Origin of the sequence: Streptococcus sp. NSJ-72, assembly GCF_014334035.1 — a bacterium.
In the GTDB taxonomy this organism is placed as follows: Bacteria; Bacillota; Bacilli; order Lactobacillales; family Streptococcaceae; genus Streptococcus; species Streptococcus constellatus.
The window spans coordinates 1,614,682-1,631,241 of sequence record NZ_CP060489.1 but is presented as its reverse complement, the minus strand read 5'-3'; the positions used below and the strand labels follow the sequence as shown (position 1 = coordinate 1,631,241).

12 protein-coding genes are annotated in these 16,560 nt (G+C 37.6%); 7 read left to right on the top strand and 5 right to left on the bottom strand.

Features of this window, described 5'->3' with window-relative positions; translation table 11 throughout:
• Positions 1-14: 14 nt before the first annotated feature.
• The 5 genes from lysS to H8787_RS07865 form a co-directional block, all read right to left on the bottom strand.
• On the bottom strand, positions 15-1,502 hold the full coding sequence (lysS, locus tag H8787_RS07885) for a lysine--tRNA ligase (RefSeq protein WP_187327814.1): 1,488 nt from the start codon (positions 1,500-1,502) through the stop codon (positions 15-17).
• An 82-nt stretch (positions 1,503-1,584) separates the two neighbouring features.
• A complete protein-coding gene (locus H8787_RS07880) occupies positions 1,585-2,226 on the bottom strand; it encodes a histidine phosphatase family protein (RefSeq protein WP_006268068.1) in 642 nt (213 codons plus the stop codon).
• A gap of 24 nt (positions 2,227-2,250) precedes the next feature.
• A complete protein-coding gene (locus H8787_RS07875) occupies positions 2,251-2,727 on the bottom strand; it encodes an aminoacyl-tRNA deacylase (protein WP_003068525.1) in 477 nt (158 codons plus the stop codon).
• On the bottom strand, positions 2,727-3,569 hold the full coding sequence (locus H8787_RS07870) for a DUF368 domain-containing protein (protein ID WP_048800562.1): 843 nt from the start codon (positions 3,567-3,569) through the stop codon (positions 2,727-2,729). The genes H8787_RS07875 and H8787_RS07870 overlap by 1 nt, the downstream gene beginning before the upstream one ends.
• A gap of 123 nt (positions 3,570-3,692) precedes the next feature.
• The gene (locus tag H8787_RS07865; RefSeq protein WP_003068529.1) at positions 3,693-4,535 is read right to left on the bottom strand and encodes a glycoside hydrolase family 25 protein; all 843 of its coding nucleotides are present in this window, start codon (positions 4,533-4,535) and stop codon (positions 3,693-3,695) included.
• Positions 4,536-4,834: 299 nt separating this feature from the next.
• Between H8787_RS07865 and ftsW the strand changes: the two genes are divergently transcribed.
• From ftsW to H8787_RS07830, 7 genes are all read left to right on the top strand, one after another.
• Positions 4,835-6,067, top strand: a complete 1,233-nt coding sequence (gene ftsW / locus H8787_RS07860) for a cell division peptidoglycan polymerase FtsW (protein ID WP_020997950.1) — start codon at positions 4,835-4,837, stop codon at positions 6,065-6,067.
• 38 nt (positions 6,068-6,105) lie between these two features.
• Complete coding sequence (ppc, locus tag H8787_RS07855; RefSeq protein ID WP_049480504.1) at positions 6,106-8,805, top strand: phosphoenolpyruvate carboxylase; 2,700 nt, start codon at positions 6,106-6,108, stop codon at positions 8,803-8,805.
• Between the two features lie 125 nt (positions 8,806-8,930).
• The gene (locus H8787_RS07850) at positions 8,931-9,401 is read left to right on the top strand and encodes an RNA polymerase sigma factor (RefSeq protein WP_187327813.1); all 471 of its coding nucleotides are present in this window, start codon (positions 8,931-8,933) and stop codon (positions 9,399-9,401) included.
• Complete coding sequence (locus H8787_RS07845; protein ID WP_003068539.1) at positions 9,388-10,452, top strand: anti sigma factor C-terminal domain-containing protein; 1,065 nt, start codon at positions 9,388-9,390, stop codon at positions 10,450-10,452. Before H8787_RS07850 ends, H8787_RS07845 begins: the two co-directional genes overlap by 14 nt.
• A gap of 123 nt (positions 10,453-10,575) precedes the next feature.
• Positions 10,576-11,772 carry an elongation factor Tu gene (gene tuf, locus H8787_RS07840; protein WP_003023932.1) on the top strand — a complete coding sequence of 399 codons (1,197 nt, stop codon included), beginning with the start codon at positions 10,576-10,578 and terminating at the stop codon, positions 11,770-11,772.
• Positions 11,773-11,928: 156 nt separating this feature from the next.
• Positions 11,929-12,687, top strand: a complete 759-nt coding sequence (tpiA, locus tag H8787_RS07835) for a triose-phosphate isomerase (protein WP_006268363.1) — start codon at positions 11,929-11,931, stop codon at positions 12,685-12,687.
• A gap of 66 nt (positions 12,688-12,753) precedes the next feature.
• Entirely contained in the window at positions 12,754-16,500 is a 3,747-nt protein-coding gene (locus H8787_RS07830; RefSeq protein WP_187327812.1) for a GBS Bsp-like repeat-containing protein, read from the top strand.
• The last annotated feature ends 60 nt before the right edge of the window (positions 16,501-16,560 follow it).

The window sequence follows — 16,560 nt, the reverse complement described above, 5'->3', positions numbered from 1 at the left end:
TGATAAGAAATTGTTTACTTCATCGTAGGGAAAAGCAATACGTCACGAATAGAAGTGACATCTGTCAACAGCATAATTAAGCGGTCAATTCCAATTCCGAGACCGCCAGTTGGTGGCATACCGTATTCAAGAGCTTCTACATAGTCGTAGTCGATACCAGTCGCTTCATCATCTCCGAGTTCCTTAGCTTGGGCCTGTGCTTCAAAACGAGATAATTGATCAATTGGATCGTTCAACTCGGTAAAGGCATTGGCAAATTCGCGCCCAACGATAAAGAGTTCAAAGCGGTCGGTAAAACGTGGGTCATCTGCATTTTTCTTAGCAAGAGGCGAGACTTCAACTGGATGCCCATAAATAAATGTAGGTTGAATCAAGGTATCCTCAACAAAATCTTCAAAGAAAGCATTGATAATATGACCGACTGTAAAATGCTTTTCAACCGTTACATGATGTTCCTTAGCTAGTGCAGTGGCTTCTTCGAGAGTCATTTCTTTCCAGAAATCAATGCCCGTCTGCTCTTTAATGGCTTCTAGCATATGCTTGCGTGCAAATTTGCGACCGATAAAGATTTCAGTACCTTGATAAGGGACGCTTTCAGCATCTGTAACAGCTTTAGCTGCACTTTGGATAATCCCTTCTGTCAAGTCCATGATATCTTCAAAGTCTGCATAAGCCTGATAAGCTTCAATTGTAGTAAATTCAGGATTGTGAGTGGCATCCATTCCTTCGTTACGGAAAATGCGTCCCATTTCATAAACACGTTCCATACCACCAACAATCAGACGTTTTAAGTGCAATTCAGTTGCGATACGAAGTACCATATCAATATTTTGTGCATTGTGATGAGTAATAAATGGACGAGCAGCAGCACCACCAGCTTCATTATGTAAAACGGGTGTTTCAACTTCAAGGAAGCCTTGGTTATCAAGATAACGGCGAATTTCTGAAACGATACGACTGCGAGTTACGAAGCGTTCAAAGCTTTCCCGATTGGAAATCAAATCCAAATAACGTTTACGATAAATCGTTTCAACATCTGTTAGTCCATGGAATTTTTCAGGCAATGGACGAAGTGCTTTAGAGAGATGTGTGATGTGAGTTGCTTTGATTGACAGCTCTCCCATATCTGTGCGCATAACCTCACCTTCGATACCAAGGAAGTCGCCAATATCCGCTTTTTTAAAAATTTGATAATTTTCTTCACCAACAGTATCTTTTCTGACATAGATTTGGATTTGACCTTCACGGTCTTGGATGTGAGCAAAACCGACTTTGCCTTTCCCGCGCTTGGTCATAAGTCGTCCCGCAATGGTAGCAGTTTCCGCTAATTCATGTAGCTCTTCTTTTGTTTTATCACTATATTCTTCTTTTAATTGGGCAGAATCTGCAGTACGTTCAAAACGTTTACCAAAAGGGTCAATACCTTGTTCTGCTAAAGCGGTCATTTTTTCACGACGAATCAGTTGCTGGTCATTTAATTCTTCAATATGTTCAGTAGTCATATTCTTCCTCCTAAAGTTTACCTTCCTCATTCTATCATAAATAAGGCAGAAATTCATCTATAAATAAAGAAAAACCGTGATTTTATACGCTCACAGTTTCAATTGTTTCTAAGTGGTCAACATTGTTCCAATCAAGAAGTGTAAAATGTCCAAAATCTTGTGTTTCAAGAACAGTGACACTTCCATTGGCAAGGCCTCCCTGCTGACGAAGTTGAGCAAAGTCGTACCCTAATAACAAGCGTAAAGAAGCAGTTAGATTAGCTCCGTGACCGACAAAAAGAAGATTTTCATAAGAATGCTTATTTTGTGATTTGATAAAGCCGATTGTCCGTCGTGTTGTATGGTAGACCGATTCTGCGCCAAAGATTGAGTTGTTGAATTTGGCTAAGTTGTGTCGAAAGGCTTCCATTTGATGTGGGTAGATAGCAGTAATGGTGGAAATTTTTTGTCCTTCTAGGGAGCCAAGTTGCCACTCGCGTAGCTCTGTATGTGGTTCAACAACTGATGAATATTGATTTTCACTACAGATAATCTGTGCGGTTGCCATTGCACGTGGTAAATCACTTGAAAAAATCTTATCAAATTTGATGTGAGACAGATGTTTTCCAAGCAAGTGTAGTTCTTTGATAGAAGTTTCAAGTAGTGGTGAGTCACCATTAGCTCCTTGAAATCGCCCTTCCAAATTCCATTGAGTTTTTCCGTGTCGAACGAAGTAGAGTTTCATACAGTTTCCTTTCTGAATGGTATATTAGTTTTCTTTTAAATCTGCAAAGTCTGCTTCAACAAAATCAGCTAAATCCTTTGCGTTAATTTCAATACTGTGTCCCAATTCTCCAGCTGAGACGATAATAGTCTTGCGTGTTAATGCTGAATAATCAATAAAAATAGGAAAATGATGCTTTTGTCGAATGCCGACAGGGTTATTTGCACCATGAATATAACCAGTTGTTTTTTCCAAATCTTTCTGTGGGATCATACTTACTTTTTTGTTACCAGATAGTTTGGCTAGTTTCTTTTCTGAAAGATGTTCTGTAATGGGCAAGATCCCAATGATAACACCTGTTTTATCACCTGTTAGGGCTAATGTCTTATAAATCTGTGAACGATCTATTTTTTCAGGTAATTCTCCTTCTAAAGCATTAATTTGAAGCCCTTTGTGGTTGACTTTAGCTTTCGTCAAGATTTGTTCAACCAAGGTTTTCTTGATTTTTGTTTTTTTAGCCATTATTTATACTTTTCCTCCAATTGGCTCATCCAAGCACCCAGCCAAGTTCCCAAACCAAAGAAGAAGGCAGCAGTAACCAAAGTGATGATAGAAGTATTAGCATAATGAATACTTTCACTGTTCCCAGGATTTGGTATCAAGATGAGAATGGTACTCGACAAGACAATCCCGATGATAAAATGATATACTCGAGAATGATAATTTTCTAAAGCATAATGCATAGATTTTGAAAAAATCACAAGTGCGAGAAGACCGCCGATTCCGATTGGTAAAAAAGTTCCTAAAATATCTAAAGATTTGAAACCGATCAGCATAGGAGAATACAGTCCCAAAATTAAAAGTAAATTTGAAGGACTTAAGCCTGGAACGAGAATTCCTAGTGCAATTAGCGCACCAGCTAAAATAAATGTCAAGAAATTTGCAGGTAAAGTTCCAACGAAACTATTGAGAAAATATAGGCAAATACCAGAAATGAGAAAGGTAGTAAGGAACCAAATAACATCGGTTCGATCGCGATCAGATTCTCTGACAGATTCGTTTAGCAAACTTGGAATCGTACCAATAATCGCACCTGCAAATCCCCATAAAACAATGATTTTATAATGCTCTAGTAAATATTCAACCGGCAGGGAAAATAGTGCAATTCCTAAAACCGTTCCAATGCCAACAGGTAAAAAATAAAGCACATTATCCCGAAAATTTTCCCTTATATGCGCTAAAAAATAAATCATCCGCTCGTAAATTCCCAAAATAGCAGCTAAAACTCCACCAGATACCCCGGGGAGAATAAATCCTAGCGCGATGATAATTCCCTTTAAAATTCTTATCAACCAAGAAATCATCCATTACTCCCTAAACTTTTCTATGCTAGTTATTATATCATATTTAGAAACAAGAAAGTAGTGATAAATGGAGTAGAAGAACAGAAAAACTCTGTAAAGTTTTTACTGAAAACCATTACAGAGTCATTGTTTTCTATTACCAAATAATTTTTTAAACGTTTTTGTCTGATTTTTTAAAGGAGACAGTTGATTGAGATCGACATCATGTGCAAAACCACTAATTGAACCTTGTGATGTGTATTGATGTAAATCGTATTTCAAGTCTGTCTTAGGAGCTGCGTTGTAATAACCGTCATTGTAGCCATAAGTTGGAATCCAAATAGCTGTAAATTTTTTGGTGGAAATACTATGTTCTTCAAGAAAATAGGTTCCGACATAAATCCCAATATTTTTAGCACCTAATGATGCTAACTTAGCACGAAAAGCTTCAACGCCAGCATTCATGTCCTCCATAGTTTTTTCTTCAACATCTAGCCAGTAGTAAGTCGGTTTGTATTTTGAAGCAGCCTTATAAAAACTTTCGGCAGCTTTTTGCATTTCTTTCTTACTGCTACCAGCAACATAAGCGTAAACAGCGACAGGGATATTTCGCTTTTGAAATTCTTCGATATGTCGTTGATAGGACTTGTCAATCCCATTTAGATGTGTAGCAGCATTTTCTTTTTTTGCTTGTGCTCCGCTATGCACGCGTATAATGGCGCCAGAGATATTTTTCGCTAATTGATCATAATCGATATCACTTGGTAGTTGCCAACCTGACAGGTCAATAATCGGTTTGTAGGTCTTATCTTCCTTGTTAGAATCAGAAATATCAGCTTGTTTTGGAGTGATAGTGGATGATTGCTCAATGGCAGCCTTTTGCTGTTTAGTTTCCTTGCTTTCTGAATAATGCTTCGCTCCTAAAATAATCGTAATAAAGCTCACAAAAAAGACAAAGACAACAAGCGGTTTAATCCTCTTTCTCATATAAATTTATTTTAACGTAAAGTCAGATAAAAAGCAAAATAAATTAGTAGAAAATAAGTATTTGTCATCAAATTGAAATATTAAAGAAAGCGGTTTATTGAGTACGATCAAGCTATTTGTGTATAAATACTTTTTCAAGCTCAAAATGTGACAGTAAATTTCATAGCCTTGTTCTTTTTTTAGTTAAAGTTTAGCCTAGATAACAAAAGGATTTCGAAAACGCCGTTCGTTAAATACTTTTATTTTACCCCGAAAAATGGTATAATGTTCGGTGAAAATTTTAAAATAATAGGTGAACTATGAAAATTGATAAACGCCACCTACTGAATTATTCCATTTTAATTCCTTATTTGATTTTATCTATTTTAGGACTGATAGTTGTTTATTCGACGTCAAGTGCTACTCTAGTACAGGTAGGAGCCAATTCTCTCAGATCTGTTTTAAATCAAGGAATTTTTTGGATAATCAGTTTGCTTGCTATTGCTTTAATTTATAAAATAAAGTTAGATTTCTTGAAAAACAATCGATTGATTGTCATTGTTATTTTTGTGGAAATCTTGCTCTTAATTTTATCACGTGTCCTTGGTGCACGAATCAATGGAGCACACGGTTGGTTACGTTTTGGTGGTTTTAGCATTCAGCCAGCTGAATATTTAAAAATCATTCTGGTTTGGTTCCTAGCGCTGCGTTTTTCTCATCAGCAAGATGAAATCGCAACTTATGACTATCAGGCTTTGACACGAAATCAACTGATTCCGCGTGCACTGAACGATTGGCGCATTCTTGCTATCGTGCTAATCGGAATCGTGGCTGCCTTGCCTGATTTAGGAAATGCGACCATTCTTTTGCTGACTACCATGATTATGGTAACGGTTAGTGGGATTGGTTATCGTTGGTTTTCAACTCTTCTCGGAGTGCTGGTCACTCTTTCTACAGTTGTTTTAACCAGTATTTGGCTCATTGGTGTGGAAAAAGTCGCTAAGGTTCCTGTTTTTGGGTATGTAGCAAAACGATTTAGTGCCTTTTTTAATCCATTTAAGGATCTGTCAGGTGCAGGTCACCAGCTAGCTAATTCCTATTATGCTATGAGTAATGGCGGTTGGTTTGGCTTAGGATTGGGAAACTCTATTGAGAAACGCGGATATTTGCCAGAAGCACAGACAGATTTCGTTTTTTCCATTGTTATTGAAGAATTTGGCTTTATTGGTGCCAGCTTGATTTTAGCTCTTTTATTTTTCCTTATTCTACGGATCATTCTGGTGGGAATACGAGCGAAAGATCCTTTCAATTCTATGATGGCTCTTGGTGTTGGTGGAATGTTACTGACGCAAACCTTTGTCAATATTGGGGGAATTTCAGGTTTGATTCCATCGACTGGTGTGACCTTCCCATTCTTGTCACAAGGTGGAAATAGCCTGTTGGTATTATCTGTTGCAATTGCTTTTGTGTTAAATATTGATGCCAATGAAAAACGAGAAAGTTTGTATAGGGAAATAGAAGAAACCAATCACGGTTTAAGAGTTGTTCGCTAACTTGAGATTGTGCAAAAGCTTACTGAAAGGTGTAGATCATGTCACTTCAAAAATTAGAAAATTACAATAATAAAGAAGTCATCCAAGAAGAAGTTACGATTTTGACGGACTTACTGGAAGAAGTTACACAAAATATGTTAAGTCCTGAAACCTTTGAAAAAATCATCGCTTTAAAAGAATTGGCAGCAGTTGGAAATTACGAAGGATTAAATGAAATTGTTCAGAATCTGTCGAACAAGGAAATGTCCTATATTTCACGTTATTTTTCTATCTTGCCTCTTTTGATCAATATTTCAGAAGACGTTGATTTAGCTTTTGAGATTAACTATCAAAATAATGTTGGTCAAGATTATCTTGGAAAATTATCCACAACAATTGATTTAGTTGCTGAAAAGGAAAATGCTGCTGAAATTTTAGAGCATTTAAATGTTGTACCTGTTTTAACAGCTCACCCAACTCAAGTGCAACGGACGACTATGTTGGATTTAACCAATCACATTCATGTCTTGTTACGTAAATACCGTGATGTGCGAATGGGCTTGCTCAATGAAGAAAAATGGCATAATGATCTTCGGCGATATATAGAAATTATCATGCGCACGGATATGATTCGTGAGAAAAAATTAAAAGTGACGAATGAAATCACTAATGTGATGGAATACTACAACAGTTCTTTCTTACAGGCAGTGACCAATCTAACAGAAGAATACAAGCGTCTAGCCAAAAAACATGGAATTGACTTAAAAAATCCAACCCCTATTACAATGGGAATGTGGATTGGTGGCGACCGAGATGGGAATCCGTATGTTACATCTGAAACGCTTAAAAAATCAGCTTTGACACAATGCGAAGTGATTATGAATTATTACGATACAAAAGTTGCTAACCTGTATCGTGAGTTTTCTTTGTCAACTGGTATCGTAAAAGTCAGTGAAGCGGTACAGGAAATGGCTTATTTATCAGAGGATAATTCTATTTACCGCGAAAAAGAATTGTATCGTCGGGCTTTATACTATATTCAAACAAAATTAAAGAATACAAAGGCTTACTTTATTGATCAGATAAAGACAGAGCCACATTACCACAAAATTGAAGAATTTAAACATGATTTGTTAGCGATTAAACAATCTCTTCTTGAAAATAAAAGCGAAGCAATGATTTCTGGCGAATTTACTGAATTATTGCAAGCGGTAGAAGTATTTGGTTTTTACCTTGCTTCTATCGATATGCGTCAAGATTCCAGTGTTCATGAAGCCTGCGTTGCGGAGTTGTTAGCAAGTGCAGGAATTGTGGAGAATTATAGCGAGCTTTCTGAGGACGAAAAATGTCATGTTCTGCTGAATGAACTTCTCTATGATCCACGGATTCTTTCTGCAACACACGCTAAAAAATCAGATCTTTTACAAAAAGAATTAGAAATTTTTCAGACAGCACGTGAGTTGAAAGACAAGCTAGGGGATGCTGTCATTAAGCAAACCATTATTTCTCATGCAACAAGTGTGTCTGACCTTTTAGAGTTGGCGGTTATGCATAAAGAAGTTGGTCTTATTGATAGGGAATTTGCGCGTGTGCAGATCGTGCCACTCTTTGAAACGATTGAGGATTTGGATAATTCTTATGATACGATGAAGAAATATTTATCTCTTCCAATTGCTCAGAAATGGATCGCCTCCAATAATAACTATCAAGAAATCATGCTTGGTTATTCGGATAGCAATAAAGACGGTGGTTACTTGTCATCCTGCTGGACTCTCTATAAAGCTCAACAGCAATTGACCGCTATCGGAGATGAATTTGGTGTGAAGATTACATTCTTTCATGGTCGTGGTGGAACGGTCGGTCGTGGTGGTGGACCTACTTATGAAGCTATCACCGCTCAACCTCTCCGCAGTATCAATGACCGAATTCGCCTGACAGAGCAAGGAGAAGTTATTGGCAATAAATACGGAAATAAAGACGCTGCTTATTACAATTTAGAAATGCTGGTTTCGGCAACGATTAACCGTATGATTACTAAGAAAAAAAGTGATACCAACACTTCAAATCGTTATGAATATATTATGGATCAAGTAGTAAAACGGAGTTATCAAATTTATCGTGACCTGGTTTTTGGCAATGAGCATTTTTATGATTATTTCTTTGAATCAAGCCCGATCAAAGCTATTTCCAGCTTTAATATTGGTTCGCGACCGGCTGCTCGTAAAACTATTACGGAAATCGGTGGCTTGCGTGCCATTCCGTGGGTCTTTTCATGGTCCCAAAGTCGAGTGATGTTTCCTGGTTGGTATGGTGTTGGATCCAGCTTTAAAGAATTTATTGATGAAAATCCAAAAGAAAATCTAGCTTTCTTAAGAAAGATGTATAAAAACTGGCCTTTCTTCCAATCGCTTTTGTCCAATGTGGACATGGTGCTGTCTAAGTCGAATATGAATATCGCCTTTGAATATGCAAAACTATGCGAAGATGAAAAAGTTCAAGAAATCTATTACACAATCTTAGATGAGTGGCAGTTGACCAAGAATGTCATTCTTGCTATTGAAGATTATGATGAACTGTTAGAGGAAAATCCATACTTGCGAGACAGTTTGGATTACCGCATGCGTTATTTTAATATCTTGAATTATATTCAGCTAGAACTCATCAAACGCCAACGCCGTGGGGAGTTATCTCCTGACGAAGAAAGGTTGATTCACGTCACAATCAATGGAATTGCGACTGGACTGAGAAATTCAGGCTGATGAAGAATAAAAAATCGGAAATAGTCCGATTTTTTTATATTTTTGTAACCAGAAACGCTTTCAATTCGTTATACTAGTGAAGGAAGGGGGATGAGAATATCAAATTAGATGATTATGAAAAAGTCTTGATTGCCTTTGCGAAAGAAATCGTCTATTATCTGCAAGGCTCAGGCGTTCCAAAAGAGCAAGCAGAAGATGTTGTTCAAGATGTTTTTATCAAAATGCTAGAGTCTGATTTTGTCATCCCTGCTGAAAAAATGCGAGCTTGGATGTATCGTGTGTCTATTCGCCGTTATATTGATAAATACCGGCGTGATAAGCATTATATGGAAATCCTGAGACGAGATTTTTTTACAAAGGGAAATCAATTGATTGTTGAAGGATCAGACTACGACTTTCTCATAGAGGAGGTGGAAAAGTTGCCCACACAGGATAAAATCATGTTGGACCTTTATTATTTTCAAGGGTTTTCAACAGGAGAAATAGCAGAAGTACTCCATTATTCTAAGAGCAAAGTCAAAGTTCAGCTCATGCGCAGTCGAAAGAAACTTCGACAGATTTTGGAAAAGAAAGGATATCATCATGGAAACATTTGAAATCGTTGCGAAGAAAAACAAAAAGAGAAATAGAAAGCGAATCATTCTCTGGTCAACAACAGTAGTGGTAGTATTTTTTGGAATATATATTGGTGCTCGTATGATTACGGGAAAACTCATCAGCAACCAAGCTTGGAAGGTAGTCAATGAGGTACAACTAGTTGAAAGCGTTGCCTTTCCTAATATTGAAACTTATACCTGGTCTGCTAATGGTGGGGACATGCTCCATGGTGGTATTAAAGGTAGACAAGCTAAAGATATTTATGGAATTCCACTCGACTATGGTGAATATAAGGCAGATTTTGGAATTTTTAATATCAATCGAGGAATCCATTTTCATGCAAATTCTGGCAGATATACAGAATCTGGGGCAACTATTCAAATAGAAAATAACCAAAAAGTGCCACAATTCTACAATAAAAATGTGAAAGAGGAGAAAGGAGAATCTGTCCATGAACCAACTAAAGAGCTTCCTTACGTAAAAGATATGCAAAATCAATTAGTAGAGGTAGCACTGACTTTTGATAAACCATATAGTTTAAAAGAAATTCGAGCAATGATTCCTAAGAATCTTAAAACCAATTGGTATTGGATTGGTACAAATTCAACAGGTGATCCAAGTTGGTGGCAACCAAGTAATCTATACGGCACGAGTCCAGATTATCTAACGAAAAAAGAATACGTTCATAAAAAGGAAGCAGAAGAAGCTATTAAAAATCTCAAAGAAGGAGAGAGACTGAGTAACAGACTTGCCCAAATGAAAGATGTAGATGGATTCTTGGTTAATTTAAAAAAATATATTGCGACTGACATTGGAAAAAGTACCTACAATAATGTAACTCCGTCAGATGACATTAAAACTTACTTGAAAAAATTTGGTAAGCTAGACTTGTCTAAGAAAGAAGACTTAGAAAAATTAGAATTCTCAGGCGTTATCCTAACAGGAAAAGCTGAAAATTTTGCACAGTTGGAAGGTAAGGAGTGGATTTATGCATCAAGCATTGGAGCTTCTATACCAAATCAACCATACTACAAGTTGGACAAAGAATAAATTGATAAAAAAGGCGTAAAACACTTGCAATTTGAAGAAAATTTGATAAAATAATAAAGAAAGTTAGACTGTATTGCCTACTGTCTATCTATAAAATATATTTTATTGGAGGCTTTTACTCAAATGGCAAAAGAAAAATACGATCGTAGTAAACCACACGTTAACATCGGTACAATCGGACACGTTGACCATGGTAAAACTACCCTAACTGCAGCTATCACGACTGTACTTGCACGTCGTCTTCCAAGTTCAGTTAACCAACCAAAAGATTATTCATCTATTGATGCTGCTCCAGAAGAACGCGAACGCGGAATCACTATCAACACTGCACACGTTGAGTATGAAACTGCTAAACGTCACTATGCTCACATCGATGCTCCAGGACACGCGGACTACGTTAAAAACATGATTACTGGTGCTGCTCAAATGGATGGAGCTATCCTTGTAGTAGCTTCAACTGATGGACCAATGCCTCAAACTCGTGAACACATCCTTCTTTCACGCCAAGTAGGTGTTAAATACCTTATCGTCTTCATGAACAAAGTTGACTTGGTTGACGATGAAGAATTGCTTGAATTGGTTGAAATGGAAATCCGTGACCTTCTTTCAGAATACGATTTCCCAGGTGATGAAATCCCAGTTATCCAAGGTTCAGCTCTTAAAGCTCTTGAAGGTGATGAAAAATATGAAGACATCATCATGGAATTGATGGATACTGTTGATGAATACATTCCAGAACCAGAACGTGACACTGACAAACCACTTCTTCTTCCAGTCGAAGATGTATTCTCAATCACTGGACGTGGTACTGTTGCTTCAGGACGTATCGACCGTGGTACTGTTAAAGTCAATGATGAAGTTGAAATTGTTGGTATTCGTGACGAAATCCAAAAAGCAGTTGTTACTGGTGTTGAAATGTTCCGTAAACAATTGGACGAAGGTCTTGCTGGAGATAACGTAGGGGTTCTTCTTCGTGGTATCCAACGTGACGAAATCGAACGTGGACAAGTTCTTGCTAAACCAGGTTCAATTCATCCACACACTAAATTCAAAGGTGAAGTTTACATCCTTACTAAAGAAGAAGGTGGACGTCATACTCCATTCTTCAACAACTACCGTCCTCAATTCTACTTCCGTACTACAGACGTTACAGGTTCAATCGAACTTCCTGCAGGTACTGAAATGGTAATGCCTGGTGATAACGTAACAATTGATGTTGAGTTGATCCACCCAATTGCCGTAGAACAAGGAACTACATTCTCTATCCGTGAAGGTGGACGTACTGTAGGTTCAGGTATGGTTACAGAAATCGAAGCTTAATTCAGTTAAGTTCCCAGATGAACAATTAAAGTCAGACAAACGAGCTCCGCTATTGCGGGGCTTTCTTTTTTATGATTTCATTAGACTCAGTCTTTATTTCTCTATTAAATTATGGTAAAATGATAGATGTAAATAAAAAAAGAAGAGGTATGTGAAATGTCACGTAAACCATTTATCGCTGGTAACTGGAAAATGAACAAAAATCCAGAAGAAGCTAAAGCATTTGTTGAAGCAGTAGCTTCTAAATTGCCTTCATCAGAACTTGTTGAAGCTGGTATCGCAGCTCCAGCCCTTGACTTGTCAACAGTTCTTGCAGCTGCTAAGGGTTCTGATCTTAAAATTGCCGCAGAAAACTGCTATTTTGAAGATGCTGGTGCTTTCACTGGTGAAAATAGTCCCAAAGTTCTTTCTGAAATGGGCACAGATTATGTTGTAATTGGTCACTCAGAACGTCGTGAATACTTCCATGAGACAGATGAAGATATCAACAAAAAAGCAAAAGCAATCTTTGCAAATGGGATGCTTCCAATTATTTGTTGTGGTGAAACACTTGAAACTTATGAAGCAGGTAAAGCTGCTGAATTCGTAGGTGGACAAGTTTCAGCCGCTCTTGCTGGCTTATCAGAAGAACAAGTTTCTTCACTTGTTATAGCATATGAACCAATTTGGGCTATTGGTACTGGTAAATCAGCTAGCCAAGATGACGCACAAAAAATGTGTAAAGTTGTTCGTGACACAGTTGCAGCAGATTTTGGCCAAGCAGTAGCGGATAAAGTTCGTGTACAATACGGCGGCTCAGTAAAACCTAACAATGTTGCTGAATACATGGCTTGCCCAGATGTTGATGGCGCTCTTGTTGGTGGTGCATCACTTGAAGCAGAAAGTTTCCTTGCATTATTAGACTTTGTGAAATAATTCTTATAAAAAGTGATCAGCTTGCTAGACTTTTATAGCAGGCTGATTTTAAAATGGAGAACAAAAGTGAGAAAGAAAAGTTTATTTTATTTAACAAGCACAGCTATTTTAATTGCAGCTAGTTCGCATCAAGTTTTTGCCGCTGAATCCGTAAAAGCTTCTACTTCAGAAACAACAGTAGAGCTCAATAAACAAGAAGCTGATTCTTCACCTAAATTCCAAACAAAAGAAGCTACTCATACATCTCCAGTAAATCAAGTAACTTCATCTTCTTCATCTGAAAATGAAGTAACTGATTCCTCGGCTGCTTTAACTGAGGCTAAAGCGTCTAAAGAAAAATCAGTTGTGAAAGAAAATCCAGTAGTTGCAAATGAGACTAAAAAAGACAATAAATCAACTTTTTTTGCTGCGCAAAATAATCAAGCAACAGCTAGGAGTAATACTGATGCACAAGTGAAAAAATCAACTTTTGTAGATGTCAGTAGTCATAATGGTTACATCAGCAAAGAAGATTATCAGCGCTTAGCTGAAAAAGGAGTAAGTGGCGTTGTTGTTAAACTAACAGAAGGAACGAGCTATAAAAATCCTTATGCAATTTCTCAAGCACAAAATGCACAAGCTGCGGGTATGCAAGTCTCAGCTTATGCTTTTTCTCACTATACTAATGAAGCAGAAGCAAGAGCAGAAGCGCGCTATTTTGCAGAGGAAGCAAGGAGATTAAATCTTCCGTCATCAACTGTTATGGTAAATGATATTGAAGATTCCGATATGCTTTCGAATATCAATACAAGCACTCAAGCTTGGGCGGATGAAATGCGGCGTATGGGTTTTTCCAATTTGATGTACTATACAAGTGCAAGTTGGCTTGATCGAAACAATCTCAGAACGAAAGGACCAATCCAAACAGAGAGATTTGGTTTAGAGAATTTCTGGGTAGCGCAATATCCAACTTCAAAATTAAGTGCTGATAATGCAAAAACATTGAAATATAATAGTGAAGCAGGGGCTTGGCAGTTTACTTCGCAAGCTGAGTTGCTACCTGGCCGCCACGTGTTTGATCAAAGCGTGGATTATACTGGACGTTTTACTGGTAATGCACCTATTGCAAAAAATGCTTTATCCGGAACGATTACTATTGCCAATAATAATCCTGAAACAGGAACCTTTGATGTGATTGTCTCAAATGTCGGTGCACCTTATGGCGTTCGTGAAGTGAAAGTGCCAATTTGGTCCAGTGTCAATGGTCAAGATGATATTATTTGGTATACAGCTGCTAGACAAGCTGAAGGAACTTATAAAGTAACGGTTAAGGCAAGTAATCACAAAAACTCGGTTGGTGAGTATAATATCCATCTTTACTATGTTCAAAATGATGGCCAATTAGTTGGTGTGACTGGAATGAAAACAACTGTATCCATTAGTAAGCCAAAAGGAACAATTACCATTCAAAACAACAATCCCAATACAGGAACCTTTGATGTGATTGTCTCAAATGTCGGTGCACCTTATGGCGTTCGTGAAGTGAAAGTGCCAATTTGGTCCAGTGTCAATGGTCAAGATGATATTATTTGGTATACAGCTGCTAGACAATCTGATGGAACTTATAAAGTAACGGTTAAGGCAAGTAATCACAAAAACTCGGTTGGTGAGTATAATATCCATCTTTACTATGTTCAAAATGATGGCCAATTAGTTGGTGTGACTGGAACAAAAACCAATGTTTCCATTGCTAAACCACAAGGGAAAATTACTATTAAAAATAATAATCCTGATACTGGTACCTTTGATGTGATTGTCTCAGGCGTTTCCAGTCCTTATGGCGTTCGTGAAGTAAAATTACCGACTTGGTCTAGTGTCAATGGTCAGGATGATATTATTTGGTATACAGCTGCTAGACAATCTGATGGAACTTATAAGGTGACTGTTAAAGCAACTGATCATAAACGATCCACAGGTGAATATAATATTCATCTATATTATGTTCAAAATGATGGTCAGTTAGTAGGAGTGACTGGAACAACGACAACTGTTTCGATGGCTCGTCCTAAAGGTACTTTGACAATTACGAATAATAATCCGAATGCAGGAACCTTTGATGTGATTGTCTCAGGTGTTTCCAGCCCAGATGGTGTTCGCGAGGTAAAATTACCGACTTGGTCTAATGTAGATGGTCAAGATGACATTATCTGGTATACTGCTAAAAAGCAAGCAGATGGAACCTATAAGGTAACGGTTAAAGCTAGTGATCATAAATATTCAACGGGCATATACAATGTTCATCTTTATTATGTACAAGATGATGGTAAATTAGTAGGTGTATCAGGGACACAAACAGTTGTTTCTTTAGCTAAGCCACAAGGACAAATTACCATTCAAAACAATAATCCTCATACTGGGACCTTAGATGTTATCGTGTCCAATGTTTCTAATCCTTACGGTGTACGCGAAGTCAAGTTGCCAATTTGGTCTAGTGTGAATGGACAGGATGATATTATCTGGTATACGGCAGCTAAGCAAGCCAATGGAACTTATAAGGTAACTGTTAAGGCAAGTAATCACAAAAACTCAGTTGGTGAGTATAATATTCATCTATATTATATCCAAAATAATGATAAACTGGTGGGTGTAACTGGAACAAAAACCAATGTTTCCATTGCTAAACCACAAGGGAAAATTACTATTGCCAATAATAATCCTGATACTGGGACCTTTGATGTGATTGTATCAGAAGTTTCCAATCCAGCTGGTGGAGTGAAAGCAGTTAGTGTTCCAATTTGGTCTAGTGTCAATGGGCAGGATGATATTATTTGGTATACTGCTACAAAGCAAGTCAATGGAACCTATAAAGTTACCGTTAAAGCCAGTGATCATAAATATTCAACCGGTTTATATTATGTTCATTTATACTATGTTCAAAATAATGGAACATTGATTGGAGTAGGTGGTACATCAACCAATGTCACAATTTCTCCAGATAAGCTGAAACCAACTGGAAAAATCACTATTCAAAACAACAATCCCAACACAGGAACTTTTGAAGTTGTCGTATCCAATGTTTTCAGTCCCAATGGTGTTCGTGAAGTGAAACTACCAACTTGGTCTAGTGTCAATGGACAAGATGATGTTAGTTGGTACACAGCCACAAAACAAGCTGACGGAACTTATAAATTATTTGTCAATGCTAGTAATCATAAAAACTCCACTGGTGAATACAATGTCCATCTATATTATGTCCAAAATGATGGTCAATTAGTTGGTGTGGGGGGAATTAAACTTCAAGTTAGCAAAAGAGTCTATGAAACACCATATTATTCTCAACGTGATAGTCGTTGGGCAGGACGAACTTATGGTGGCTATACGTTTGCCGCAACAGGCTGCGTTCCAACGACAGTCGCTATGGCAATTTCTGGTATTACAGGACAGACTGTCTTGCCAACGACTGTGGCCGATTATCTCTATCACTCTACGAATGAATTTAATAAGAGAAGTTACGGAACAACGAGCCACGGAATTGTATTAGCAGCACGGCATTGGGGTCTAAAAACAGAGACTTTAGGGTCAACTGCAGCTGTACGAGAAGCACTTGCTATGGGGCACCATGTGCTTGGTGCAGTAGGAACTAGTGTGTTTGCAAATTATCCTGTCACACATGAATTAATCATGAAAGGTTATAACAACGGAATGACCTATGTAATGGATCCTTATAATGCTAGTAATAATGGCTATTATTCAGTAGATTATTTATTTAGAGTACGGAGTTTGGATCCAACTGATAATACAGAGGGGTCACCATTTATGACAATCAGAGCGTAGGTTGTACTTATTCTGATGAGAATGAAAAATATATATTTTGACCCGTGGTGCTATATATAA

Coding starts and splice junctions, on each gene's coding strand:
- lysS (WP_187327814.1), bottom strand. CDS start 1,502: ATGACTACTGAACATATTGAAGAATTAAATGACCAGCAACTGATTCGT.
- H8787_RS07880 (WP_006268068.1), bottom strand. CDS start 2,226: ATGAAACTCTACTTCGTTCGACACGGAAAAACTCAATGGAATTTGGAA.
- H8787_RS07875 (WP_003068525.1), bottom strand. CDS start 2,727: ATGGCTAAAAAAACAAAAATCAAGAAAACCTTGGTTGAACAAATCTTG.
- H8787_RS07870 (WP_048800562.1), bottom strand. CDS start 3,569: ATGATTTCTTGGTTGATAAGAATTTTAAAGGGAATTATCATCGCGCTA.
- H8787_RS07865 (WP_003068529.1), bottom strand. CDS start 4,535: ATGAGAAAGAGGATTAAACCGCTTGTTGTCTTTGTCTTTTTTGTGAGC.
- ftsW (WP_020997950.1), top strand. CDS start 4,835: ATGAAAATTGATAAACGCCACCTACTGAATTATTCCATTTTAATTCCT.
- ppc (WP_049480504.1), top strand. CDS start 6,106: ATGTCACTTCAAAAATTAGAAAATTACAATAATAAAGAAGTCATCCAA.
- H8787_RS07845 (WP_003068539.1), top strand. CDS start 9,388: ATGGAAACATTTGAAATCGTTGCGAAGAAAAACAAAAAGAGAAATAGA.
- tuf (WP_003023932.1), top strand. CDS start 10,576: ATGGCAAAAGAAAAATACGATCGTAGTAAACCACACGTTAACATCGGT.
- tpiA (WP_006268363.1), top strand. CDS start 11,929: ATGTCACGTAAACCATTTATCGCTGGTAACTGGAAAATGAACAAAAAT.